Raw genomic sequence first — 23091 nt, 5'->3', positions numbered from 1 at the left:
GGGTGGACTCCACCGGGCGATGGCTGTTGCTACTCTGATTGGCGGAGGCCTCGTGGCGGATCTTTCGGAGTCCAAGCTGTTCTGGTGGTGGCCGCTGATGGACCGCCATCGGCGAACCCTGTACTGGGGCCTGGCGGCTACGGTCTGGTGCAGCGTGGCCGCCTCCGTGGTGCCCTACTGGTCCGGCCGGGCAGTGCACGCCCTGGAGCGCCAGGACTGGCACGGCTCGCGGGTCTTCCTCGCGTGGATGCTGGCCTTCACGGCGGCGGCCGGCATCGGCCGCTACCTCATGCGCAACACCCTCATCGGCCTCAGCCGCGACGTGGAGCGGGAGCAGCGCGAGTCCCTCTACACCTTCCTGCTCTCCCGCCCCTTCGCCTTCTACGAGCGGCAGCGGGTGGGTGACCTCATGTCCCGGCTGGGCGACGACGTGGGCACGGTCCGCATGGCCACGGGGCCGGGGCTCATGAGCTTCCTCCAGGTGCTCTCCATCCTGCCGGTGACGCTGGGCCTGATGTTCAGCACGAGCTGGAAGCTCACCGTCGCCGTCATGCTGCCCTTCTCCTTCCTGGCCATGGGCTACTACGTCATCGGGAAGTGGAGCCATGTGGTGCAGCAGAAGCTGCAGCTGGCCTTCTCGGCCCTCACCACCCACAGCCACGAGACCATCAGCGGCGAGCGCGTGGTGCAAGCCTTCGGCCTGGAGCGGATCCGGGTGGCCCAGTTCAGCGACCTCAGCCGCCGCCACGCCTCCCTCAGCATGAAGCAGTCGGTGATCTTCAGCGCCTACGCGCCCCTGTCCGCCTTCATCAGCGGCGTGTCGGCCCTGGTGCTGGTGTCCTACGGCGGCAGCCTGGTGGTGCGGGGCGTCCTCAACCTGGGCGACCTCACCGCCTTCACGGGCTTCCTGGTGGCCCTGGCCTGGCCGATGATGAGCCTGGGCTGGTCCGCGAACCTGTTCCAGCGGGCCAAGGCCGGGCAGGAGCGGCTGGACCAGCTGCTGCGCAGCCCGGAGACGTCCCTACCGCCCGCCGAGGCCGTCGCGCTGCCGGAGGTTCCCGCCGCGCTGGTCCTGGATGGCGCGAGCCACCGCTTCGAGACCGGCCGCGGCCTGGGCCCCCTGGACCTCACCCTGGCGCCGGGCGACAGCCTGGCCGTGGTGGGCGGCATCGGCTCGGGCAAGACGCTGCTGCTGCAGGTGCTGGCGGGTCTGCGCGCGCCTCAGGCGGGGCGCCTGCTGGTGGACGGGGAGCCTCTGTCGGATACCACCCTTCGCCGCCACTGGGCCGGCCTGGGCTGGGTGCCCCAGGAGGCCTTCCTCTTCTCGGACACGCTGCGCACGAACCTGGCCATGGGCCGCCCCGAGGCCACCGAGGAGGAGATCTGGGAGATCGCCCGGGTCGTGGCCATGGACGACCTGATCCACCGTCTGCCCCAAGGGCTGGACACGGTGGTGGGCGAACGGGGCGTGGCCCTCAGCGGCGGCGAGCGCCAGCGGACGGCCCTGGCCCGCGCCCTCCTGCGCCGCCCCCGCCTGCTCCTCCTGGATGACGCCCTGTCGGCGGTGGACGCGGAGACCGAGAGCCGCATCCTCGAGAACCTCCGCGCCTTCCTCGGCAAGTCCACGCTGGTGCTGGCCACGCACCGGGTGTTCGTGGCGGAGACCTGCGCCCGGGTGCTGGTGCTGGAGGAGGGCCGGGCGGTCCAGCTGGACACGCCCGAGGCCCTGGCCACCCAGTCGGGCCTCTTCGCGCGTCTCAAGCGGCTGCAGAGCCTGGAGCGGGAGCTGGTGAAGGGAACCCTGTGAGGGTTCCCTTCCTTGACCGCGCGGTGGCGTCGCGGGGGCTGGTGCTGGCCCTCTCCGCCTGGGTGGCCTTCGCCATCGCCACCCTGGTGCACGTGCAGAACGCCTACTGGGCGGCGATGCCGGTGTGGGTGGTGGCCCAGGCCTCGCGCGGGGTGCTCCTGGAGCGGGCCCTCTTCCGCGTGGTGGGCACCCTGCTGGGGGCGGCCGTGGGCTTCGCGCTGCTCCACGTGCCCGCGCCCCCCTACGTCCAGTTCCTCCTGCTGGGCCTGTGGGTGGCCCTCAACGGCGGCCTCACGCACGTCCTGCGGGGCGTGCATGGCTACGGGGCGCTGCTGGCGGGGATCACCGCCGCCATCGTCGTCGTCCCGTCCGTGCTGGCGCCGAGGGCCTCCCTGGAATTCGCCACGGCGCGGGTGGAGTGCACCCTCATCGGTGTGCTGGTGGCCACGGTCATCACGGGGCTGGCCACTCCCAAGTCGCCGGCCCAGGCCTTCTTCCTGCAGATCCGGCACCTGGCGGCGGACGCCGTGGCCTACGCCGCGGACGTGCTGCGCCACGGGGCCCCCGCCATGGGCGCCGAGAAGCGCCGCATCCTCGCGGAGATCAGCGAGGTGGAGGCCTCCGCCCGCCTGACCCTGGCGGGTTCCTTCGAGGGCTACCGGCGGCTGCATGACGTGGATTCGCTGGTGGTGGGCACGCTGGGCGTCATGAGCGCCGCGGTGGCGCTCCGGCCCCACGAAGACGCGCCGGCCGGCTGGACGGAGGGACTGGCTTCCCGTCTGGCATCCGTGGCGGGGCGCCTGCGCTCGGCGTCGGATGCGCCGCCGGAGGAACCCTCTCCCATCCCTTCCCAGGCCGATTCCGAGGCCAGCCCGGAGACCGGAGGCGAGCGCCTGTCCAGCGCCCTGACCCGCCTCCTCGAGGCCAACGCGGCGCTGGCCCGGCCCTTGGGGCCCTCCAAGGCCCTCCCCTTCCAGCGGGAGCTGGCCGTCCTGGCGCCGCACCGGGAATGGCCCCAGGCCGGGCGCACGGCCCTGGCCTCCGGGGCCGCCGCCTTCCTGGCCGCGGCCCTGGCCCACGGGACCGGATCTCTCCTGGTGGTCCAGGCCGCGATGGGCCTTTGCATCTTCCCCCTGGTGCTGGGGTCCATGGCGCTGCCCCAGCGCGTCGCGCCGAAGCTGCTGACCGGCGTGGTGGCCGGTGCCTTCGTGGCGGCCCTCTACCGCCTCCTGCTGCAGCCGGCCTTCCCCTCGCCCCCGGCGCTGTGGTGGACCCTGGCGCCCTTCCTGCTGGTGGGCGGCTTCCTGCGGGCCCACCCCCGCACGGCCATCGCGGGTGTGGACTTCAACATGTGCTTCCTGCTGGCCAGCCAGGCCGGCGCCACGGCGACCGTCAGCCCCCTGGACATCGTCGGCGGCTCGGCCGCCCTGGCCACCGCGGCCTGCCTGGTGGCCGGCGGCTACATCCTGATGCCGCGGAGCTCCGTGAAACAGGCGGAGGAAGCCGTGGGTGTCATCCGCCGGGACCTGCTTCGGATGGTGGAGCCCGGCCCCGGGGACGCCACCGGCGACTGGCGCGCCCGTGGCGCGCGGCAGATCCTGAGGCTCTCGCTCCACCTGGGCCGCGCCAAGGACATGGGGTGGCGCTGGCCCAAGGGGATGCTGGCGGTGCTGAGCCTGGGACACGCCATCGAAGCGCTGCATGAGCTCCCGGAGGCCGCAGGCGGGCCCACCAAGGCGGCGGCCTTCGGCGCCCTGCGGCGGCTGGTGGAGGACCCCCGCGGCACCGCCGGGGAGATGCGGCGCCTGGCCGGCGCCACCCCGGACACCCCCCTAAGGCAGGTGCTGCTCGACCTCGCGGATGGCCTGGAGACCTCTGGGGAATTGTTGACCTTCGGACGGCCTAGCGTCTGATCACGCCCCGTCGCGGAACGTGACTTTGTTGATCTCGGCGAAGGTGGTGATGCCCAGCCGCACCTTCTCGATGGCGCTCTCCCGGAGGAACTGCATGCCGCCCCGGCGCGCGGCGGCCTTCACTTCGCGGGTCGGCGCCCGCTGGATGAGCAGCTCGCGGATCTCGTCGTTGAGGCCCATGAACTCGATGATGGCCTGCCGGCCCCGGAAGCCCGTGCCGTGGCAATCCACGCAGCCCACGCGGTCGAAGAGGGTGGCGCTCCGCAGCCAGGCTTCGTCCACGCCGTTCTCCTCCAGCTCCTGGGGGGTGGGGAGCGGGGCGGGGCGCTTGCACTTGGGGCAGAGCACGCGGATGAGGCGCTGGGCGAGGATGCAATTCAGGGACGACACGAAGTTGTAGACCTCGACGCCCATGTGCTGGAAGCGGCCGATGACGTCCAGCACGTTGTTAGCGTGGACGGTGGTGAAGACCAGGTGGCCCGTGAGGGCGGACTGGATGGCGATCTGCGCCGTCTCGGGATCGCGGATCTCGCCCACGAGGATCTTGTCGGGGTCGTGGCGGAGGATGGAGCGGAGACCCAGGGCGAAGGTGAGGCCCTTCTTCTCGTTCACGGGGATCTGGGTGACGCCCTCGAGCTGGTATTCGACGGGATCTTCGATGGTGATGATCTTGTCCTCGGGGGCCTTGATCTCGCTCAGCACAGCGTAGAGGGTGGTGGTCTTGCCCGATCCCGTGGGGCCCGTCACCAGGAACATGCCGTAGGGCTCGCGGGAGAAGCGGCGCAGGCGCTTCAGCTCGTGCTCGGAGAAGCCCAGGATCTCGAGCGAGAGGGCCTGGAATTCCTCGGTGAGGTTCTCCTTGTCGAGGATGCGGATCACCGCGTCCTCGCCGTGGATGGTGGGCATGATGCTCACGCGGAAGTCGATGGCCCGGCCGCGCACCTTGAGCTTGAAGCGGCCGTCCTGCGGCTTGCGCTTCTCGGCGATGTCCAGCTCGGACATGACCTTGATGCGGCTGATGATGGGCGAGGCGAAGCGCCGGTCGATGGGCTCGGCGGCCGGGTACAGGCTGCCGTCGATGCGGTACTTGATCTGGAAGCCGGTGGCGGTGGTCTCGAGGTGGATGTCGGAGGCGCGGCGCTGGAGGGCGTTGAAGACGGTGGTGTCCACGAGGCGGACGATGGGGGCCTCGTCCTTGTCGGTCAGGCGCTCGAGGTCGAGCACCTCCTCATCCAGATCCTCTTCGTGGAGCACCTGGATCTTGAGGGCCTCGCCGGCCTCGTCCATGACCTTCTGGCCGCTCTCGGACTTCTTCAGCACCTCCTGGATCTGGGCCAGGGGGGCGCCGGCGAAGCGGAGGGGCCGCTTGAGCTGCTGGCGCAGGAGGTCCTGGGTGGGAATATCCAGGGGGTCGGCCATGGCCAGCCACAGCACGCCCTCCCGCTCCTGCACCGGCACGAAGTGGTGCTTGAGCATCAGGTCGAGCGGGATAGCCTGGAACAGGGCGAACTCCACCAGCTCCCGGGTCAGGTCCAGGGTGGGGTACAACTCCCGGGCCGGCCGGAAGCCAGTCAGGCCAGGATCGCCAGTCTCGACACTATCCGCGGGCTCCGGGGGATTGGGAAAAGTCATGGAATCATCCTACTGGAAGGCGTGCCCGCCCGGATGCGCGGAATCGGACCTGGATCACAAAGGACGCACCGGTTGGCTTCGATCGTTGACCTGCGCCGTACCTGCGCCGCACAATGACTGGTCCTGGAGGCTCCATGCGTGGGTACGCGTCCATCCTGCTGCTGATCCTGGTAGCAGTGGCCCTGCCGATCATCATCCTGAATCTGTCACGGCTCTTGCGCCCGAGTTGGCCAAGTGCCGCGAAGTATTCAACTTATGAATGCGGTATCGTCACCACCAGCGGCGCGCGGGAGAAGTTCTCGGTCCGCTACTACCTGGTGGCGGTGATGTTCCTGGTGTTCGACGTGGAAACCGTCTTTTTGATGCCGTGGGCCATTCAGATGAAGGAACTGGCCGTCTTCGGCTTCATCGAGCTGGGCCTGTTCCTGTTCCTGCTGCTGTTCGGCTACGGCTACATCTGGTCCAAGGGAGCCCTGACATGGGAATGAACCAACCCACCGCCCTTGAGCACATCCTGATCACCACCAAGGTCGAGAAGGTCATGAACTGGTCCCGCGCCACCAGCGTGTGGCCGGTGACGTTCGGCCTGGCCTGCTGCGCCATCGAGATGATGGCCGCGGGCGCCAGCCGCTTCGACTTCGACCGCTTCGGCGCCGGGATCTTCCGCGCCAGCCCGCGCCAGGCCGACCTGATGATCATCGCGGGCACGGTGACCTACAAGATGGCGCCGGTCATCAAGACGCTCTACGACCAGATGCCTGAACCGAAGTGGGTGATGGCCATGGGCTCCTGCGCCACCGCCGGCGGGCCCTTCGACTCGTACCACACGATCCAGGGCGTGGACAAGGTCATCCCGGTGGACGTCTACATCCCGGGCTGCCCGCCCCGTCCCGAGGCCTTCATCTACGGGTTCCTGAAGCTGCAGGACAAGATCATGACCAGCAGTCTGGCCGACCGGTACAAGGACATCTTCGAGGAGGTCGGCTGATGTCGGAACCGAACGTCCCCCAGACTCCGGAAGCGGCGGAGGTGCCCGCGGGCCCCTACGTGTATGACTACAAGGCGGCGCCGTACCGCCAGATCGCCATGCCGAAGACGGTGCCGCTGCCGAGCTACCGTACCTACGTGGCCGAGCAGAAGGCGGCCGCCGAGGCGGACGAGGCCAAGTGGCAGAAGACCCTGGCCGACTACGAGACCGCCAAGGCCAAGGCCGAGGCCGAGGGGAAGGACGCCCCCAAGCCGCCGGTCCGGCCCGTCCCCCGCAAGGACGACAACGACATGAAGCCCCCGGTTCCCCAGGAGGCGACGGACGCCGACCTCCTGAAGCTGAAGGAGCTCCTGGGCGACAAGGTCGAGGAGATCTTCGAGCAGGCCGGTGAGCTGGTCTGCCAGGTGAAGAAGGAAGCGATCCACGAGGCGCTGACGTTCTGCCGCGACGAGGCGGCCCTGAAGTACGAGATGCTCGCCGACCAGTCCTCCACTCACTACCCGGCGGCCAAGGACTTCGCCTGCAGCGTGGTCTACCACCTGACGAGCATCAGCCGCCGCAAGCGGCTCCGGCTCCGCATCCTCGTGCCCGAGGGCTTCGCGCCGGAGAGCGCCTGCTCGCTCTACCCCAGCGCCAACTGGATGGAGCGGGAGATCTACGACATGCTCGGGATCCGCTTCCAGAACCATCCCGACATGACCCGCATCCTCTGCCCCGAGGACTGGGAAGGCTATCCGCTCAGGAAGGACTATCCGACCGTGGGCTGGGGCCAGCGCGACATCGCCTTCCGCGAGGACCGCGGCGGCATGCTCGAGCGCATCGCCCTCCAGAAGGCCGGCCAGCTGGGCATCAACCTGAAGCAACCCAAGGCGGACTAGGAGCGGACGGTGTTCAAGAACGAGGAAATGGAAATCAACCTGGGCCCGCAGCATCCGTCCACGCACGGTGTGCTCCGGGTGAAGCTCCGGTTGGATGGCGAGACCGTCACCCATTGCCGGCCGATGATCGGGTACCTGCACCGCGGCGTGGAGAAGATCTGCGAGAACCAGTCCTTCTTCCAGGGCCAGGTCTGGACGGATCGCATGGACTACTGCTCCGCCGTGGCCAACAACCTGGGCTGGGCGGAAGCCAATGAGAAGCTGCTTGGCATCACCGTGCCGCGCCGCGCCCAGTACATCCGCACCCTGCTGAACGAGTTCAACCGCATCGCCTCGCACCTGATCTGGCTGGGCACCCACGCCATGGACATCGGCGCCTTGACGGTGTTCCTCTACGCCTTCCGCGAGCGCGAAGACGTCCTCGACATCAACGAGGCCTTCTGCGGCTCCCGCCTGACCACCACGGCCTTCCGCATCGGCGGCCTGCGCGAGGACCTGCCTCCCGGCTTCGAGAAGATGGTGCGGAAGTTCCTGGCGAAGTTCTCCGACTGCCTCGAAGAGTACGAGGCCCTGCTCACCGAGAACCGCATCTGGAAGAAGCGCACCATCGGCGTGGCCCGCCTCAGCGCCGAGGACGCCATCGCCCTGGGCGTGACCGGCCCCATGCTGCGCGCGGCCGGCGTGGCCTACGACATCCGCAAGGCCTTCCCCTACGCGGCCTATGCCGAGATGGACTTCGAGATCCCCACCCGCACCGAGGCGGACACCTACGCCCGGTACCAGGTGCGCATGGCAGAGATGCGCCAGAGCGCCCGGATCATCCAGCAGTGCATGGACGGCATGCCGGAAGGCCCCGTCATGGCCAAGCTCCCCAAGATCCTGCGCTCCGAGGTCAACGAGGTCTACCACGCCACCGAGTCGCCGAAGGGCGAGATCGGGTACTACCTCGTGGGCGAGAAGGGTTCCTTGAACCCCTACCGCTTCCACGTGCGGGCTCCCGGGTTCATCAACCTCCAATCCCTGCCCAAGATGGCCGAGGGAGGACTGATCGCCGACGTCGTCGCGGCCATCGGATCCCTGGACATCGTGCTCGGCGAGATCGACCGCTAGCCGACGAGGATCCCAAGACATGCCGACCCCGACCCTCACCCAGTCCATCGTGATCACCCTCATCCAGTGCCTGCTGGTGGTGATCTTCGTCTTCGTCGTCGTCCCCCTCACGGTGTTCGCCGAGCGCAAGGTGCTCGGCCACCTCCAGCAGCGCCTGGGCTCCACCCGCGTCGCCAGCGGGCACATCGGCGTCACCGGTTGGATGAACCGCGGCATGTGGAAGTGGGGCAAGATCCCCGTCCTCTCCTACTGGCGCGGCATTCCGGGCCTCGTGGGCGACGTCCTGAAGCTGATCCTCAAGGAAGACGTCATCCCGGCCAAGGCCGACAAGTTCGTCTTCTTCCTCGCGCCGTCCATCAGCATGGTGGCCGCGATCGTGGTGTTCGCCGCGATCTCCTTCGTGCCCGGCACCTTCTTCACCTTCCCCACCTGGTTCCCCTACCTGGGCGGCCTGCCGGTCTCCGGGGGCATCTCCGACATCAACGTGGGTCTGCTCTGGATCCTGGGCGTGGCGACCGTGGGGGTGTACGGCATTGTCCTGGCCGGCTGGTCCTCGAACTCCAAGTACCCCCTCCTGGGCGGCCTGCGCAGCGCGGCCCAGATGGTGAGTTACGAAGTCCCCCTGACCCTCAGCCTCCTCGCGCCGGTGGTCCTGTCCGCCAGCCTCAACTTCAGCGAGATGTCCTCGCGCATGGCGGTCGGCATGCCCGCCTGGGCCCTGATTCCCCAGGTCATCGGCTTCCTGCTGTATCTCACCTGCGGCTTCGCGGAGACCAACCGCCTGCCCTTCGACATGCCCGAGGCCGAGAACGAGCTGGTGGCAGGCTTCCACACCGAGTACTCCGGCATGAAGTTCGGCCTCTTCTACCTGGCCGAGTACATCAACATGACCGTCGTGTCGGCCCTGGCTTCCGCCTTCTTCCTCGGCGGCCCCTGGCTGCTGCCCTTCGGCCTGCAGGGGCTGCTGAACCCGTACCTGCCCGGGTTCCTGTCCTGGTTCGCGGCGCCCCACGCCATCTTCTTCGTGGCCAAGATCGTCTTCCTGCTCTTCACCTACATCTGGGTGCGCGGCACCATCCCCCGCTACCGGTACGACCAGATCATGGCCGTGGGCTGGAAGTACCTGATCCCCCTGGCGCTGGTCAACCTCCTGCTGGCGGCTGTCATCCGCTGCTTCGTCGTCTAAGGGGCCGTCCATGAACAAGTTCCTGAGGACCCTACTCCCCGCCGACATCGCCAAGGGCCTGTCCGTCACCGGCAAGCACTTCCGCCAGGTCTTCTTCACGGCCAACCGGCGCAAAGTGCCGTTCCACATCGTCTCCGAGTACCCCGAGGTCCCCGCCAAAGTCCAGCCGCGCTTCCGCGGGCGCCTGACGATGCTGAAGGACGAGCAGGGCGTGATCAAGTGCGTCTGCTGCCTGGCCTGCGAAAAGATATGCCCCACCCAGGTGATCACCATCGAGAAGGGCAAGCAGGAAGGGCGCAAGATGCCTTATCCCGTGCGGTACGACTTCGAGATGGAGCGCTGCATCTTCTGCGAATTCTGCGTGGAGAGCTGCGGATTCGACGCCATCATCCTCAACCACCAGTTCGAGCTGGCCGCCTACAACCGCGAGGACTTCTCCCTCGGCACGGAAGGGCTGGGCCAGAACATGTTCGAGCCCTCTCACGTGGGCAAGTTCAGCGTGGCTGACGACTGACTCCATCCCTTCGCGCCTATCCAGAGGACGTCCCATGGAACATTTCATCGAAACGATCGGCCGGAACATGTTCGCCATTTTCGGCGTCCTGGCCCTTGTCGGCGCCCTACTCATGATCGGCGCCAGGAGCGCGATCCACAGTGTGCTGGGCTTCCTCTTCGCGATGTTGAACATCGCTGGTTGCTTCCTCGCGCTGGAGGCCGAGTTCCTGGGTGTGGCCCAGATCCTGGTCTACGCGGGCGGCATCGTGGTGCTCTTCCTCTTCGTGGTCATGCTCGTGGAGATGAGCAAGAAGCACGAGGGCGAAGTCTTCCAGCTGCAGTCCCGCTACGCGGTGCTGGCCGTCGCGGGCGGCGTGGCGCTGTTCCTGGGGGTGTTCCGCAAGGCCATCTTCGGCGCTTCCTCGCCGGAGGCCCTGGTGCTCAGGCCTGAGCTGGCCAAGGGGCTCGACGTGGCCCATCAGAACGCCCAGGCGGTGAGCCGCGGCCTTTTCGCGGACTACCTCCTGCCCTTCGAGATCCTCAGCGTGATCCTGCTGGTGGCCCTGGTGGGCGCCGTGGTGCTGGCAAAGACGGAGCGGGTGTGATGGTCAGCCTGAACGCAGTCCTTGTCATCTCCTTCCTGCTGTTCTCCATCGGCATCGCGGGGGTGCTCATCCGCCGCAACGCCCTGATCATCCTCATGTGCGTGGAGCTCATGCTCAACGCCGCCAACCTGAACTTCATCGCCTTCGCCCGCCACAGCGGGTCCGTCTCCGGCCAGGCCTTCGCCCTGCTGGTGATGGGCTTCGCGGCTGCCGAGGTCGCCGTGGGCCTCGCGCTGGTGGTGGCCCTCTACCGCCGGCGCGACACCGTCCAGGTGGACGACATCAACCTGCTGAAGGGATGACGACGACCATGAGTGCCGAAATGACCCTGACGCACGCCGCCACAGCCGCCTCCCAGGCCGGCAGCTACCTCTGGCTGATCCCCTTCCTGCCCTTCTTCGGGTTCCTCATCAACGGCCTCAGCGGCCGCAAGCTGCGAAACACCGCCATCGTGGACACCATCGCCCTCGGCAGCGTGGGCGTGGCGTTCCTGCTCACGATCGGGTATTTCATCAAGCTCGCTGGCCTTCCCGCCGACGGGCGGTCCATCCACCAGAGCCTCTGGACCTGGTTTGACATCGGCGGCGCCCATGTGTTGGGCGGGATGACCACCTACAAGATCGAGTGGGCCTACAAGTTCGACGTGCTCAGCGGCTGCATGGCCCTCCTGGTCTCGGGCGCCGGCTTCCTGATCCACTTGTTCAGCACCGGCTACATGGCGGAGGAGCGCAACGACGGCCGCTACTACCGCTTCATGGCCTACATGAACCTCTTCGTGTTCAGCATGCTGAACCTGGTGCTGGGCGCCAACATCCTGATGATGTTCCTGGGCTGGGAAGGGGTGGGCCTCTGCTCCTACCTGCTCATCGGCTTCTACTTCGAGAAGGAGTTCGCCGCCGTCGCCGGGAAGAAGGCCTTCGTCACGAACCGCATCGGCGACTTCGGCTTCATGATCGGGTTCTTCCTGATCTTCCAGGTCTTCGGCACCCTCGACTACGACACGCTGATGGGCTCGGTCCGCGGCATCGCGACCATGCCGGCCATCACACTCTACGGCCACACCGCGAGCCCCACCTGGTGGTTCAACCTCATCGGCTGCTGCCTCTTCGTGGGCGCCATGGGCAAGTCCGCGCAGATCCCCCTGTATGTGTGGCTGCCGGACGCCATGGCGGGCCCGACGCCCGTCAGCGCGCTGATCCACGCCGCCACCATGGTCACCAGCGGCCTCTACATGATCACCCGGCTGAACTTCATCTACGTGAACGCCCCGGTGGCGCTCGCCGTGGTGCTGGCCTTCGGTTCCCTGACGGCCTTCGTGGCCGCCACCATGGGCCTGGCCCAGTACGACATCAAGAAGGTGCTGGCCTACTCCACCGTGTCCCAGCTGGGCTTCATGTTCATGGGCATGGGCGCCGGAGCCTTCAGCGCGGGCATGTTCCACGTCTTCACCCACGCATTCTTCAAGGCCAGCCTCTTCCTCGGGTCCGGCGCCGTGATCGCCGCCTGCCACCACGAGCAGGACATGCGCAACATGGGCGGCCTCAAGAAGCTGATGCCCATCACCGCCATGAGCATGATCCTGGCGACCTTCGCCATCGCCGGCATCTTCCCCTTCTCCGGATTCTTCTCCAAGGACGAGATCCTCTGGAAGGTGTTCGAGGGCTGGTACCAGCACGGCCACTACACGGGCCCCACGCTGAACCTGGTGGCCTGGATCCTGGGCATGCTCGGCGCCTTCTGCACCGCCTTCTACATGACCCGTCTCATCGCCATGACCTTCTACGGCAACTACCGTGGGGCAGGGGATGACCCCTGGGGCCTGTCGGTGCAGTCGGAGGCCCACCACGGCCACGATGACCATGGCCATGTGGCGCATGCCCCGGAGGTTCCCGGCCACCTCGAGAACCACGTCCACGAGCTGGGCAAGGCGCACGACCATCACGTGGATGACCCGGAAGACCACGACTTCGTGCCCGGGCACCACCCCCACGAGGTCTCCTGGCGCATGTGGCTGCCGGTGGCCATCCTCGCGGGCCTGGCGGTGGTCGGCGGGTTCCTGAACTACCCTGAGAGCCTCCACCGCGTCCTGCCCATCGTGCCCGCCGAGCTGTTCAGCAAGTGGATCGAGCCGATCCTCTACCAGGCGGCGCCCGTCCACCACGGCGAGCACGTGCCGCCCGCCATCGAGTATGGCCTCATGGCCTGGGCCACCCTGCTGTGGGCGCCGGGGGCCATGCTGCTGGCCTGGTGGATCTACAAGGTGGATCCCAGCTGGGGCCGGGCCAAGGCCTTCGTGGCCCGCTTCCCGAACCTCTACCGCTGGGTGAACGCCAAGTACTACGTGGACGAGTTCTACGAGGCGGCCCTCATCGAGCCCATCAAGCGCTTCTCCGCCCAGCTCTGGAGCTTCGACACCTGGGTGGTGGACGGCATGGTGAATGGCGCGGCCCGCATGACGGTCCTCTGGGCCGAACTCTCGCACTGGGTGGACGAATACCTGGTGGATGGAACGGTCGACCTCATCGAGTACATGGTGCAGGAGACCAGCCAGGTCTTCCGCAGCGTCCAGAGTGGCCGTGTGCAGCACTACGCCTTCGTGATGTTCCTCGGCTTCCTCGTCATCGCCTTCTGGAAATTCCTCGTCTAGCCCTCATTGGTCGGAGTCCCCATGTTCACCGCAAACACGACACTGATGCTGGTGGCGACCTTTCTGCCCCTTCTGGGGGCGCTGGTCCTGCTTCTCGTGCCCAAGGACCAGCGCCGGGTCTTCGAGATCGGCTCCCTGCTGGTGATGATCGTCAGCTTCCTGATGAGCGCCGTCTTCTGGTTCGGCTATGACCGGGCCAGCGACGCGGTCCAGTGGGCCCAGGCCTGGAACTGGATCCCCTCCATCGGGGTGAAGTTCAGCGTGGGCATGGACGGCATCAGCCTTCTGCTCTGGCTGCTGACCACCTTCATCGGCCCCATCGCCATCGCCTGCTCCTTCAGCGCCATCACGGAGCGCCACAAGGAGTACTACATCTGGATGCTGGTCCTCCAGACGGCCATGCTCGGCGTGTTCATCACCCAGGACATGTTCCTCTTCTACCTGTTCTGGGAAGTCATGCTGGTGCCGATGTACTTCCTCATCGCCATCTGGGGCGGCCCTCAGAAGCTCTACGCGGCCATCAAGCTCTTCCTCTACACCCTGGCCGGCGGCGTGCTGATGCTGGTGGCCATCCTCGCCATCTACTTCCTGCAGCACAAGACGACGGGGGTCTACGACTTCTCCCTGGCCAGCTTCCACGCCATGGCCCCCGTGATCGCCCAGCAGACCAAGACCTACCAGATCCTCCTGGCCCTGGCCTTCTTCATCGGCTTCGCCATCAAGGTGCCGATGTTCCCCTTCCACACCTGGCTGCCGGACGCCCACGTGCAGGCGCCCACGGCCGGTTCGGTCATCCTCGCCGCCATCCTCCTGAAGATGGGCACCTACGGTTTCGTCCGGTTCCTGCTGCCCATCCTGCCCGATGCGACCAAGATGCTGCTGAAGCCTTTCCTCATCCTGTCCCTCATCGGCATCATCTACGGCGCCCTGGTGGCCATGATCCAGAAGGACATGAAGAAGCTGGTGGCCTACTCCTCCGTGAGCCACCTCGGCATCTGCATGCTGGGTCTCTTCGCCCTGAACCCCTACGGCATCAAGGGCGGCATGTTCCAGATGATCAACCATGGCATCAGCACCAGCGGGCTCTTCCTCGCGGTGGGCATCGTCTACGAGCGCCGGCACACCCGCATGATCGCGGACTTCGGCGGCCTGTCGAAGAGCATGCCCGTCTACGCCACCATCTTCATGATCATGACCATGAGCAGCCTGGGCCTGCCCCTGCTGAACGGGTTCATCGGCGAGGGCGTGGTCCTCATGGGCGCCTTCCAGGCCTTCCCCTGGGCCGCCGTCGTCGCCACCCTGGGCATCATCCTCGGCGCCGCCTACCTGCTGTGGATGTACCAGCGCGTGATGTTCGGACCCATCACCGCCGTCAACGAGAAGATGGAAGACCTCAACCTCCGCGAGGTGCTCTACTTCGCGCCCCTGGTGGTGACCGCCTTCTGGATCGGCATGTATCCCAAGCCCATCATGGACGTGATGGACGCGCCGGTGCGCAAGCTGGTGGAGCAGATCACCCCCGGCTACCACGCCGCCCAGTCCCTGGCCGCCCAGCAGGCCGTGGCCGCCAAACTCGGCATGCAGGGCATGGTCGCTCCGGCCCACCACGAGGAAGCGGCGCCTGCCGGCCATGAAGCCGCCCCCGCCGGCCACGAGGCTCCCGTCCAGGAAGCTGCTGCCCCCGAAACCCATGGCCACGGCGGAGGCCACTGATGACCGGCTTCGCACAGGGGCTTCTGGACGCGCTCCTTCGGGACACGCACCTCATCACGCCCCAACTCTTCCTGATGGTCGTGGCCACGCTCATGCTGTGGCCCGGCGACCTCTTCTTCAACCGGAACGAGAAACACCGGTGGGCCCCCATCACCCTGGTGGTCCTCGCCATCACCGCGGCCCTGATCGGACGCACGCCGGACGGCGAAGGCTTCTCCCGCATGTTCCGCATGGACGGCCTCACCCGGGGTTTCGAAATGCTGTGCGTGCTGGGCACCGCGGCCACCGTGGCCCTCAGCGTGAAGCTGCTCAACGGGCTCAAGCAGCAGACGGTCGAGTACTACGCCCTGATCCTGTTCTCCCTGGCGGGCATGCTCTTCCTCTGCGGCGCCTCGGACCTGATCTCGGTCTACTTCAGCCTCGAGCTGATGGCCATCTGCATATACATCCTGGTGGCGTACCTCCGGGACCGGGCCACCAGCGTGGAAGCGGGCGTGAAGTACTTCCTGCTCGGCGCCTTCTCCAGCGGCATCCTCGTCTACGGCATCAGCCTGCTCTACGGCGCGGCCGGCGGAACCACCACGAACCTGGCGGACCTGAACCAGGCGCTGGCGCTGACGCCCACCACCAGCAACCTCCTGGTGTTCTCGGGCGTGCTCATGGTGCTGATGGGCATGGCCTTCAAGGTGGCGGCGGTCCCCTTCCACATGTGGTCGCCGGACGCCTACGAGGGCGCCCCGACGCCGATCACCATGTTCATGGCCACCGCTCCGAAGGCCGCCGCCCTGGCCGCCTTCCTGCGGGTCTTCGGCGCCGGCCTTCACGGCGTGTCCAGCGACTGGGTCCTGCCTCTCTGCTACATCGCCGGGGCCAGCATGATCCTGGGGAATGTCACCGCCGTGAGGCAGGAGAGCATGAAGCGTCTGCTGGCCTACTCGAGCATCGCCCACGTGGGCTACATGCTGCTGGGCGTCCTCTCGGGCGATCCCAGGGCCGGCGCGCAGGCCGTGTGGCTCTACATGCTCATCTACATCGTGATGAACACCGGCGCCTTCGCCGTGGTGATCTACCTTCAGGGCAAGGGGGAAGGCGAGCGCATCGAGGACTTCAAGGGCCTGGGACGCAAGCATCCCGTGTTGGCCTTCGCCATGATGGTCTTCATGCTGAGCTTGGCCGGCATCCCCCCGCTGGCGGGCTTCTTCGGCAAGTTCTACCTCTTCAAGCTGGCCATCGAACAGGGCTTCGTCACCCTCACCGTGATCGCGCTGCTCACCAGCGCCGTGGGCGCCTACTACTACCTGGGCGTGGTGAAGGAGATGTACTTCCGGGAACCCGAGGGCGAGGCCGTTCCCATGGGCGCCACCTCGGTCTTCGTGGTGACCTTGGCCTGCGCCTTGGTCCTGGTGGCCACGGCGTTCGGCCCCTGGCTGGTGGATTGGGCCTCTAAAGTTACGTGGGTGTAGGCCCCGGCCGTACACTGGAAGGCGCGGGGCGACCCGCGCCTTTTCTATTGGAGGGCACTGGTGATCTTCAGGCGCGGCGGGGACGCGGATCCCGGGGAGCGGGCGCTTTGGGGCGACCTCATGTCCCTGGGCCTGACCTTCCCCATCTGCATCGCCCTGGGGTTCTTCCTCGGGCGCTGGATCGGCGGACGGTTCGGCCACGCCGCGGTGGGGCAGTGGGTGGGCCTGGCCTGGGGCATCGTCACGGCCTTCTGGGAGCTCTACAAGGTGAACCAGCGCATGGCGAAGCGGGATGCCGAGGAACTGAAGCGTCTCAAGGACGGGAAGGACCGCCATGAGTGAGGGCGGGGGCAGGGACGAGGGTGAGGACCACCTCCGCCGGGTGACCTGGGCCATGGTGGTCCTGGGGCTCCTGGGCGTTCCCCTCTGGGGGTTCCTGCGCTCCTGGACGGCGGCCCTGGCCTTCGGCGTGGGGGCGCTGGCCAGCCTGGGGTTCTGGGTGCTCCATCGCTACCTGACGGCCCGGATGTTGACCCCGTCGGTGCGCCGGAGGTGGCTCTACGGCCTCCTGTCCATCGGCAAACTGGCGTTGATCGCGCTGGTGCTGCGTGGGATGATGGGGAGATACCCGGCGGAAGCCCTGCCGCTGGCCATGGGAGTGCTTCTCTTTGTGGCCGGTATCCTGCTGGAAGCCCTCCGCCTGGCCTTCCGGAAACCCGAAGCCACGCCGCCTGATTGAGGTCCGACCGAGATGGAACACCACGCATCGTTGCTCGCCCAGTGGCTCACCCAGGTCCTGCACCTGTCGCAGCACCCCTGGCCCGGGTTCGCCCACGGGGCCGCCCTGTCCATCCTCGAGCGCTATGACCATCTGCTGAACGCGGCCCTGGCGGCTCTGGTGACCATGCTCTTCACGGCCCTGGTGCGGAAGAACCTCTCCCGGATCCCCGGCCCCCTCCAGCAGATGTTCGAGGGCGTGGTCGAGTGGCTCAAGGGCATGATCAACGACAACATCGCCCACCACGGGGAGAAGTACCTGCCCTTCATCGGGACGATGGCGCTCTTCGTCTTCTTCAACAACCTCTTCGGCCTCCTGCCCGGTCTCAGCCCCGGCACCAGCAACTGGAACGTGACGCTGGGCGCGGCCCTCGTGGTGTTCGGCTACTACAACTTCCACGGGATGAAGGAACAGGGCTTCCTGAAGTACTGGGCCCACTTCGCCGGCCCCATCTGGTGGCTCTCGATCCTCATGTTCCCCCTGGAGATCCTCGGCCTCCTCAGCCGCATCCTCAGCCACTCCCTCCGTCTCTTCGGCAACATCGCCGGCGAGCACGTGGTGGCAGGCATCTTCTTCGGTCTGATGCCCATCCTCCTGCCGGTGCCCATGATGTTCCTGGGCCTGTTCTTCGGGCTCATCCAGACCTTCGTGTTCACGATGCTGGCGACGATCTATCTCAGCGGCGCTGTCAGTCACGAACATTGATATCGTCCGGGGGGCGCCCGAGCAGCGGGCGAAGATCCCCCCCGGACCCCCAGCGTGTCGCCCAGGCGAAGCCTGGTCTCCACACCCTCCGATGATCCTTTTTCTCTTAACCGTCTGCGGGATTCCGAACCCCAAGGACACGCTTCAAGGAGCATTGCCATGAAGAAGTTCCTCACCACCGCCTTCCTGTTCACCCTGGCCGCCGTCGCCTTCGCGCAGGGCGCCCCCGCCGCTGCCACGAAGAGCCTCTTCGAGGGCCAGTTCACCGCCCACATCGCCCTCGCCATCGCGGCCGCCGGCTGCGGTCTGGCCCAGGGCAAGGCCGTGGTCGCCGCCTGCGAGGGCGTGGCCCGCAACCCCCAGGCCGCCGGCAACATCCGCACCACCATGATCATCGGCCTGGCCCTCATCGAGGCCCTCGTGATCTACGTGCTCGTGGCCGCGTTCGCCATCAAGTAGGACCGAAGTGGTTCCAACAACGGGGCGTCCCTTTTTCGGGGCGCCCCGTTTTTTTATGATTCATACTGAGGAAAGTCGGTAAAGATGCTGGACGTCATGCGCCACCATGCCCTATTTCCCATGCCGCCGGAGGTCACCCAGGTGATCCTTGGCGGGGGGTCGCCCATCGACCTTGAGGGTCTGCGCATCCAGTCGTCCGACGAGGCCTGGACCTTCGCCCTCAACTACGGCTACGACATGAGCGTCCCCTCTCAGCGGGCCAAGGTCGTGAAGATCTATGAGGACGCCATCGACTTCCTCGAAGGGGTGGTGCTCGAAGGCACGAACCTGCATGTCCCGAACGAGCTGCGGACCGTCGGAGACCCCCTCGATCTCCTGGTCTGGGCCTCGGAACGCCCCCGCACCCTCAGCGGCCGGTGGGCCTGCGCGATCCTGCGGGTGATGCACACCCTCTTTCACGTGGACCACAACGTGAACCTCCGGTTCCTCCCGGAGATCCAGCGCCAAGTGTTCAGCCGCTACGACCAGTTCCTGGTGTGCGAGGACGGGCGCTGGCTGCTCCGGGGCGCCTACGAGGTGCCGCTTGTGGCCGTGGAGCGCAAGGAGAACAAGGACCGCGTCTCCATGCTCCTGAAGATGCTCCACAAGCCCGAGAACGTCGCAGAGACCATCTATGACCAGATCGGCATCCGGTTCGTGGCCGAGGACCGCCTGGGCGTGCTCATGGCCATCCGCTTCCTGCTGGACCACCACGTGCTGATGCCCACCCACATCAAGCCCAGCCGCAGCCGGAACCTGATGATCGACCTGAACGCCCTGGCCGCCTGGACGGAGACCCTGCCGCCCCTGTTCCAGATCCAGGACCTGAGCCCCGAGGAACGGCAGGCTCTCAGCGGCACCCTCGCCCTCAAGACCGGCGGCATTGAACAGAACCCATTTTCCAGCAAGGATTATTCAGCCATCCAGTTCACGGCGCGCACCCTGATCCGGCTCCCTGGCCCCGGCGCCTCCGTGCTTGAGACCCTCCAGGACCGCCTCCGGGACCTGGGACACGGGGACCTGGCGGATCTCGCCCGGATTCCAGAGTTGATCCAGGAACAGGAGGAGTTTACTTTCTTCTTCGCACACGAAGTCCAAGTGATGGAACAATCAGGGTTTCAAAGCTCACGTTCAGGTCCAGCATCCCATTCGGAATACAAACAACGCCAGCGTGACGCTGCGCGCCGGAGAGTGCTTCAGGGAATTCTTCAGGAGGAGCCATGTTGAACATCCAGACCCGCCAAGAGGGCACCGCTTCCGTGGTGTCGATCCAGGGCAAGGTCAACTTCGAAGTGACCGCCCAGCTGCGGGATGTGATCCGGGAAACGGTGGCCACGGCCCAGCCCAAGCTCCTGGTGATCAACCTGGAGGGCGTCAGCTTCATTGATTCCTCAGGCCTGGGCCTGCTCGTCGCGGCCCGGAACAGCGTGGACAAGTCCGGCGGAAAGCTGCACCTGTCCTGCCTTCCCGCGCCCGTGAAGAAGACCTTCGACCAGACGAACCTCACCAACTACTTCTCCATCTTCGCCACGGAGCAGGACGCCCTAAGGGGGGCGTGACAGCCCCCGCAGGGGCCTTCCTGAAGGGTCTGCATGGCCAAGGGCGTGGTCCTGGTGGTGGATGATGAAGCGCCCATCCGGGACATCCTCAGCTTCTACCTCAAGCGGGCGGGCTACCAGGTCCTGACCGCGGGGCATGGCGTGGAGGCGATCGCGGAGATGGCCCGCCTGAAGCCGGATCTCATCATCTCGGACCTGCGCATGCCCGAGATGTCCGGCGACGAGCTGTGCAAGCGGGTGAAGAGCGATCCCGCCACCCAGGACGTCTACTTCATCATCCTCTCGGCGCTGGACGGGACGGCCTCGCGCATCGGCAGCCTGTCCCTGGGCGCCGATGACATGATCCCGAAGCCGTTCCACGCCCAGGAGGTGCTGGCCAAGGTGGACTCCACCTTCCGCCTCATCGGGATGCAGAAGGAGATCAAGCGCCAGAACAAGGAGCTGACCGCCTTCCAGGAGCGCGTGCAGGAGGAGATGGAGCTCGCCGCGGCCCTCCAGATGGGCCTGCTGCCCAAGCTTCCCGGCGAGGGGCCCGGGGTGCGCTACACCCACTGCTACCTGCCGGCCGCCGGCATCGGCGGGGACATCTACGCGGTGCTGCCGCTGCCGGACGGCAGCACGGCCATGATGATCGCCGACGTGAGCGGCCACGGCGTCACCGCCGCGCTCATCTCCGCCATGGTGAAGACCTCCTTCGAAAACCAGGTGCGGCTGGGCGGCGAGCCCCTGGCCTGGGCCACGGGCATGAATGAGGACCTGTGCCGCTCCACCCTGGCCGAGCAGTTCGCCACGGCCTGGCTGGGGCGCCTGGACCCGGCCACGAACCGCATTCGCTACGTGGCGGCCGGCCACTGCGCGCCGCTGCGCATCGTGCGGGGATCCCAGGGGGGGCTCCAGCGCTCCGAGGTGCTGCGGGGCAAGGGTTTCATGCTGGGGCTGGATGTCCAGCTGCCCTTCATGGAGCATGACGCGGAGTTCCTGCCCGGGGACCGCCTGGTGCTGTACACGGATGGCCTGGTGGAGGTGGAGCGGGAGGACCGCACCATGCTCGAGGAGGCCGGCCTGCGCCGCATCTGCGCTGAGCTGCCCGCCGGGGCGGAGGACGCCGCGGCCGCCATCATCGCCCAGACCCGGAGCTTCAACGCCCCGGCGCCCTTCGTGGATGACGTGACGCTCGTGGTGCTGGACCGCAGGCCCTAGATCTCCGCGAGGGTGGCCTCGATGCCGGCCTCCAGCTCCGTGAAGGGGGCGGTGTAGCCCGCGGCGCGGAGGCTGCGCACGTCCGCCTGGGTGAAGCTCTGGTACTTGCCCCGCAGGGCGTCGGGGAAGGGGATGTACTCGATGCGGCCCCGCCCCAGGTGGGCGATGAGGGTCTTCGCGATGTCGTTGAAGCTGCGGGCCTTTCCGGTGCCCGCGTTGACGATGCCCTTGGCCATGGCCCCGCCGCCGAAGTGCAGGTTGATGGCCACGATGTCGCCCACGAAGATGAAGTCGCGCCGCTGCTCGCCGTCGCCGTAGCCCTCCGTGCCCTCGAAGAGGCGGCAGGCCCCCTCCTCCTTCAGCTGGCGCAGGAGCTGGTGCAGCACGGACATCATGCGGCCCTTGTGGCCCTCCCGGGGGCCGAAGACGTTGAAGTAGCGCAGGCCCACCACGGGGCTCTGGATGGCGGCCATCAGGCTGCGCACGTGCTGGTCGAAGGCCAGCTTGGAGTAGCCGTAGACGTTGAGGGGGCCCTCGTTCGCCGGCACCGGCTCGAAGTCCGTGCTGGCGCCGTAGGTGGCCGCGCTGCTGGCGTAGACCAGGGGCGTCTTCCGGGCCAGGCACCAGTGGAGCAGGGCCTTCGAGTCCCCGTAGTTGTTCTCCATCATGTAGCGGCCATCGCTCTCCATGGTGTCGGAGCAGGCGCCGTTGTGGAACACGGCCTCGGGCCGCAGGTCCAGGGTGCCTGCGTCCAGGCGGGCCCGGAACTCCCGCTTGTCCAGGTAGTCCGAGAGGGTCAGGTCCGCCAGGTTCCGGGCCTTCTCGGCCCGGGCCAGGTTGTCCACCACGAGGATGTCCGTGTGCCCGCGGCGGTTCAGCTCCCGCACCAGGTTGCTGCCCACGAATCCTGCGCCGCCTGTGACGATGAACATGCCCGACTCCTTCTCTGCACCAGGATACCGGCTATCCGATGGCCTCTTCCGGCTCGGGCCTCTGGAGGCGTTTCAGCAGTCTCGGCCCCAGTTCCGCCACGAAGGTGGCCGCGAGGATCAGGAGGCCGCCGGCCAGCTGCATGGGGCCCAGGTGCTCCAGGACGCCGGGGACGATGCCGCTGACGGCGATGCCGGCGGTCCAGACGGGTTCCAGGCTGAAGAGGATGGCGCTTTCCGTGGCCCCCAGGCGGGCCTGCATGGTGCTCTGGACGTAGAAGGCCAGGGTGGTGGCCAGCAGGCCCATGAAGCCCAGGGCGACCCAAGTGCCGCCCCGGGCGAGGGCGGCGCCGGCGCCCTGGAAGACGTGGGGCGCGGGCAGGGCCAGGGTGATGATCAGCGACACGATCCCGGTGACGGCCACCTGCATGAAGGCCAGCACCCAGCCGGAGGAGCGCCGGGAGAAGTGCGCCGTCATCACGATCTGGACCCCGCAGAGCACCGAAGCCAGCAGGGTCTCGGAATCGCCCCGGTTCCAGCCGCCCCAGGCGGCGCCGGGCTCGCGCACCAGCAGGGCCAGCCCCGTCAGGGCCACCAGGGCGGCCAGGCCATGGGAGGGACGCAGGCGGTCGCCCGCCACCAGGGCCACCAGGGGCGTGAAGATCACATAGAGCCCCGTGATGAAGCCGGATTTCGACGTGGTGGTGAAGCGCAGGCCGTCGGTCTGGAGCCAGAACAGGGCCGCCAGCACCAGCCCCAGCCAGAGGCCGTCCAGGGCCTCCCGTGGCCGGATGGGCACCCGGAGCAGCAGCATCATCAGGCCCAGGCCCGCCGTCCCCACGGCGAAGCGGAGGGTCAGCAGGGCTCCCACGGAGAGCCCCGCCTGGAGGCAGTACTTGGTGGCGGGGAAGCCGCCCCCCCAGATGGCCGCGATGGCCGCCATGGCGAAGACGGCGATGAGGTGGGACCTGCGGGACTCCGGCAT

Annotated in this window: 23 protein-coding genes; 20 read left to right on the top strand and 3 right to left on the bottom strand. The window is 67.2% G+C overall.

The annotated features are described in order from the left end of the window. The first annotated feature begins 52 nt into the window (after positions 1–52). Both MLE42_RS03455 and MLE42_RS03450 read left to right on the top strand, forming a co-directional pair. Positions 53–1807, top strand: a complete 1755-nt coding sequence (locus tag MLE42_RS03455; protein WP_243286492.1) for an ABC transporter ATP-binding protein — start codon at positions 53–55, stop codon at positions 1805–1807. Beyond that, positions 1804–3720: an FUSC family protein gene (locus MLE42_RS03450; RefSeq protein ID WP_243286491.1), complete on the top strand. Its 1917-nt coding sequence runs from the start codon at positions 1804–1806 to the stop codon at positions 3718–3720. The genes MLE42_RS03455 and MLE42_RS03450 overlap by 4 nt, the downstream gene beginning before the upstream one ends. On the opposite strand, the gene MLE42_RS03445 is transcribed toward MLE42_RS03450, so the two are convergent. Next, complete coding sequence (locus MLE42_RS03445; protein WP_243286490.1) at positions 3721–5352, bottom strand: GspE/PulE family protein; 1632 nt, start codon at positions 5350–5352, stop codon at positions 3721–3723. A 101-nt stretch (positions 5353–5453) separates the two neighbouring features. On the opposite strand from MLE42_RS03445, the gene MLE42_RS03440 reads away from it, so the two are divergent. From MLE42_RS03440 to MLE42_RS03355, 18 genes are all read left to right on the top strand, one after another. Beyond that, positions 5454–5840, top strand: coding sequence for an NADH-quinone oxidoreductase subunit A (locus MLE42_RS03440; RefSeq protein WP_476729709.1), 387 nt, complete (start codon positions 5454–5456; stop codon positions 5838–5840). Then, on the top strand, positions 5831–6340 hold the full coding sequence (locus MLE42_RS03435) for an NADH-quinone oxidoreductase subunit B (RefSeq protein ID WP_275975692.1): 510 nt from the start codon (positions 5831–5833) through the stop codon (positions 6338–6340). Before MLE42_RS03440 ends, MLE42_RS03435 begins: the two co-directional genes overlap by 10 nt. Beyond that, positions 6340–7218: an NADH-quinone oxidoreductase subunit C gene (locus MLE42_RS03430; protein ID WP_243286488.1), complete on the top strand. Its 879-nt coding sequence runs from the start codon at positions 6340–6342 to the stop codon at positions 7216–7218. The genes MLE42_RS03435 and MLE42_RS03430 overlap by 1 nt, the downstream gene beginning before the upstream one ends. A 9-nt stretch (positions 7219–7227) precedes the next feature. Continuing rightward, on the top strand, positions 7228–8328 hold the full coding sequence (locus MLE42_RS03425; protein WP_243286487.1) for an NADH-quinone oxidoreductase subunit D: 1101 nt from the start codon (positions 7228–7230) through the stop codon (positions 8326–8328). A 19-nt stretch (positions 8329–8347) separates the two neighbouring features. After that, positions 8348–9514 (top strand): complex I subunit 1/NuoH family protein, encoded by a 1167-nt coding sequence (locus tag MLE42_RS03420; protein ID WP_243286486.1) that lies wholly within the window; start codon positions 8348–8350, stop codon positions 9512–9514. 10 nt (positions 9515–9524) lie between these two features. Further along, complete coding sequence (locus MLE42_RS03415; RefSeq protein WP_243286485.1) at positions 9525–10028, top strand: NuoI/complex I 23 kDa subunit family protein; 504 nt, start codon at positions 9525–9527, stop codon at positions 10026–10028. Between the two features lie 34 nt (positions 10029–10062). Beyond that, positions 10063–10614 carry an NADH-quinone oxidoreductase subunit J family protein gene (locus tag MLE42_RS03410; protein WP_243286484.1) on the top strand — a complete coding sequence of 184 codons (552 nt, stop codon included), beginning with the start codon at positions 10063–10065 and terminating at the stop codon, positions 10612–10614. Beyond that, the gene (nuoK, locus tag MLE42_RS03405) at positions 10614–10916 is read left to right on the top strand and encodes an NADH-quinone oxidoreductase subunit NuoK (RefSeq protein ID WP_243286483.1); all 303 of its coding nucleotides are present in this window, start codon (positions 10614–10616) and stop codon (positions 10914–10916) included. The genes MLE42_RS03410 and nuoK overlap by 1 nt, the downstream gene beginning before the upstream one ends. 20 nt (positions 10917–10936) lie before the next feature. Continuing rightward, a complete protein-coding gene (gene nuoL / locus MLE42_RS03400; RefSeq protein WP_243286482.1) occupies positions 10937–13261 on the top strand; it encodes an NADH-quinone oxidoreductase subunit L in 2325 nt (774 codons plus the stop codon). Between the two features lie 21 nt (positions 13262–13282). Next, positions 13283–14974, top strand: a complete 1692-nt coding sequence (locus MLE42_RS03395; protein WP_243286481.1) for a complex I subunit 4 family protein — start codon at positions 13283–13285, stop codon at positions 14972–14974. After that, on the top strand, positions 14974–16437 hold the full coding sequence (locus MLE42_RS03390; protein WP_243286480.1) for an NADH-quinone oxidoreductase subunit N: 1464 nt from the start codon (positions 14974–14976) through the stop codon (positions 16435–16437). Before MLE42_RS03395 ends, MLE42_RS03390 begins: the two co-directional genes overlap by 1 nt. Before the next feature lie 60 nt (positions 16438–16497). After that, positions 16498–16779: an AtpZ/AtpI family protein gene (locus tag MLE42_RS03385; RefSeq protein ID WP_243286479.1), complete on the top strand. Its 282-nt coding sequence runs from the start codon at positions 16498–16500 to the stop codon at positions 16777–16779. Beyond that, a complete protein-coding gene (locus MLE42_RS03380) occupies positions 16772–17176 on the top strand; it encodes a hypothetical protein (protein WP_243286478.1) in 405 nt (134 codons plus the stop codon). Before MLE42_RS03385 ends, MLE42_RS03380 begins: the two co-directional genes overlap by 8 nt. A gap of 12 nt (positions 17177–17188) precedes the next feature. Next, positions 17189–17920, top strand: coding sequence for a F0F1 ATP synthase subunit A (gene atpB / locus MLE42_RS03375; RefSeq protein ID WP_243286477.1), 732 nt, complete (start codon positions 17189–17191; stop codon positions 17918–17920). A gap of 159 nt (positions 17921–18079) precedes the next feature. Continuing rightward, positions 18080–18379, top strand: a complete 300-nt coding sequence (locus MLE42_RS03370; protein WP_243286476.1) for an ATP synthase F0 subunit C — start codon at positions 18080–18082, stop codon at positions 18377–18379. Positions 18380–18475: 96 nt separating this feature from the next. Beyond that, the gene (locus MLE42_RS03365; protein WP_243286475.1) at positions 18476–19645 is read left to right on the top strand and encodes a TIGR04552 family protein; all 1170 of its coding nucleotides are present in this window, start codon (positions 18476–18478) and stop codon (positions 19643–19645) included. Further along, the gene (locus tag MLE42_RS03360; protein ID WP_243286474.1) at positions 19639–19977 is read left to right on the top strand and encodes an anti-sigma factor antagonist; all 339 of its coding nucleotides are present in this window, start codon (positions 19639–19641) and stop codon (positions 19975–19977) included. The genes MLE42_RS03365 and MLE42_RS03360 overlap by 7 nt, the downstream gene beginning before the upstream one ends. A 33-nt stretch (positions 19978–20010) precedes the next feature. Next, positions 20011–21177, top strand: a complete 1167-nt coding sequence (locus MLE42_RS03355) for a PP2C family protein-serine/threonine phosphatase (protein WP_243286473.1) — start codon at positions 20011–20013, stop codon at positions 21175–21177. Here MLE42_RS03355 and rfaD read toward each other — a convergent pair. Together rfaD and MLE42_RS03345 are read right to left on the bottom strand one after the other, a co-directional pair. Further along, positions 21174–22109, bottom strand: coding sequence for an ADP-glyceromanno-heptose 6-epimerase (gene rfaD / locus MLE42_RS03350; RefSeq protein ID WP_243286472.1), 936 nt, complete (start codon positions 22107–22109; stop codon positions 21174–21176). The genes MLE42_RS03355 and rfaD overlap by 4 nt on opposite strands. Before the next feature lie 31 nt (positions 22110–22140). Next, on the bottom strand, positions 22141–23091 hold the full coding sequence (locus MLE42_RS03345; RefSeq protein WP_243286471.1) for a DMT family transporter: 951 nt from the start codon (positions 23089–23091) through the stop codon (positions 22141–22143).

Source organism: Geothrix terrae, from assembly GCF_022808775.1.
Lineage (GTDB): Bacteria > Acidobacteriota > Holophagae > Holophagales > Holophagaceae > Geothrix > Geothrix terrae.
Note: the sequence above shows the minus strand (reverse complement) of the source record. Positions and strands in the feature narration are given on the sequence as shown.

Bases quoted from the DNA above. Each gene is read 5' to 3' on its own strand.
- MLE42_RS03370 (WP_243286476.1), top strand. From the start codon at position 18,080: ATGAAGAAGTTCCTCACCACCGCCTTCCTGTTCACCCTGGCCGCCGTC.
- MLE42_RS03345 (WP_243286471.1), bottom strand. From the start codon at position 23,091: ATGCCGGAGTCCCGCAGGTCCCACCTCATCGCCGTCTTCGCCATGGCG.
- MLE42_RS03395 (WP_243286481.1), top strand. From the start codon at position 13,283: ATGTTCACCGCAAACACGACACTGATGCTGGTGGCGACCTTTCTGCCC.
- MLE42_RS03435 (WP_275975692.1), top strand. From the start codon at position 5,831: ATGGGAATGAACCAACCCACCGCCCTTGAGCACATCCTGATCACCACC.
- MLE42_RS03355 (WP_243286473.1), top strand. From the start codon at position 20,011: ATGGCCAAGGGCGTGGTCCTGGTGGTGGATGATGAAGCGCCCATCCGG.
- MLE42_RS03390 (WP_243286480.1), top strand. From the start codon at position 14,974: ATGACCGGCTTCGCACAGGGGCTTCTGGACGCGCTCCTTCGGGACACG.
- MLE42_RS03415 (WP_243286485.1), top strand. From the start codon at position 9,525: ATGAACAAGTTCCTGAGGACCCTACTCCCCGCCGACATCGCCAAGGGC.
- nuoK (WP_243286483.1), top strand. From the start codon at position 10,614: ATGGTCAGCCTGAACGCAGTCCTTGTCATCTCCTTCCTGCTGTTCTCC.
- rfaD (WP_243286472.1), bottom strand. From the start codon at position 22,109: ATGTTCATCGTCACAGGCGGCGCAGGATTCGTGGGCAGCAACCTGGTG.
- nuoL (WP_243286482.1), top strand. From the start codon at position 10,937: ATGACCCTGACGCACGCCGCCACAGCCGCCTCCCAGGCCGGCAGCTAC.
- MLE42_RS03430 (WP_243286488.1), top strand. From the start codon at position 6,340: ATGTCGGAACCGAACGTCCCCCAGACTCCGGAAGCGGCGGAGGTGCCC.
- MLE42_RS03445 (WP_243286490.1), bottom strand. From the start codon at position 5,352: ATGACTTTTCCCAATCCCCCGGAGCCCGCGGATAGTGTCGAGACTGGC.
- atpB (WP_243286477.1), top strand. From the start codon at position 17,189: ATGGAACACCACGCATCGTTGCTCGCCCAGTGGCTCACCCAGGTCCTG.
- MLE42_RS03360 (WP_243286474.1), top strand. From the start codon at position 19,639: ATGTTGAACATCCAGACCCGCCAAGAGGGCACCGCTTCCGTGGTGTCG.
- MLE42_RS03420 (WP_243286486.1), top strand. From the start codon at position 8,348: ATGCCGACCCCGACCCTCACCCAGTCCATCGTGATCACCCTCATCCAG.
- MLE42_RS03365 (WP_243286475.1), top strand. From the start codon at position 18,476: ATGCGCCACCATGCCCTATTTCCCATGCCGCCGGAGGTCACCCAGGTG.
- MLE42_RS03380 (WP_243286478.1), top strand. From the start codon at position 16,772: ATGAGTGAGGGCGGGGGCAGGGACGAGGGTGAGGACCACCTCCGCCGG.
- MLE42_RS03410 (WP_243286484.1), top strand. From the start codon at position 10,063: ATGGAACATTTCATCGAAACGATCGGCCGGAACATGTTCGCCATTTTC.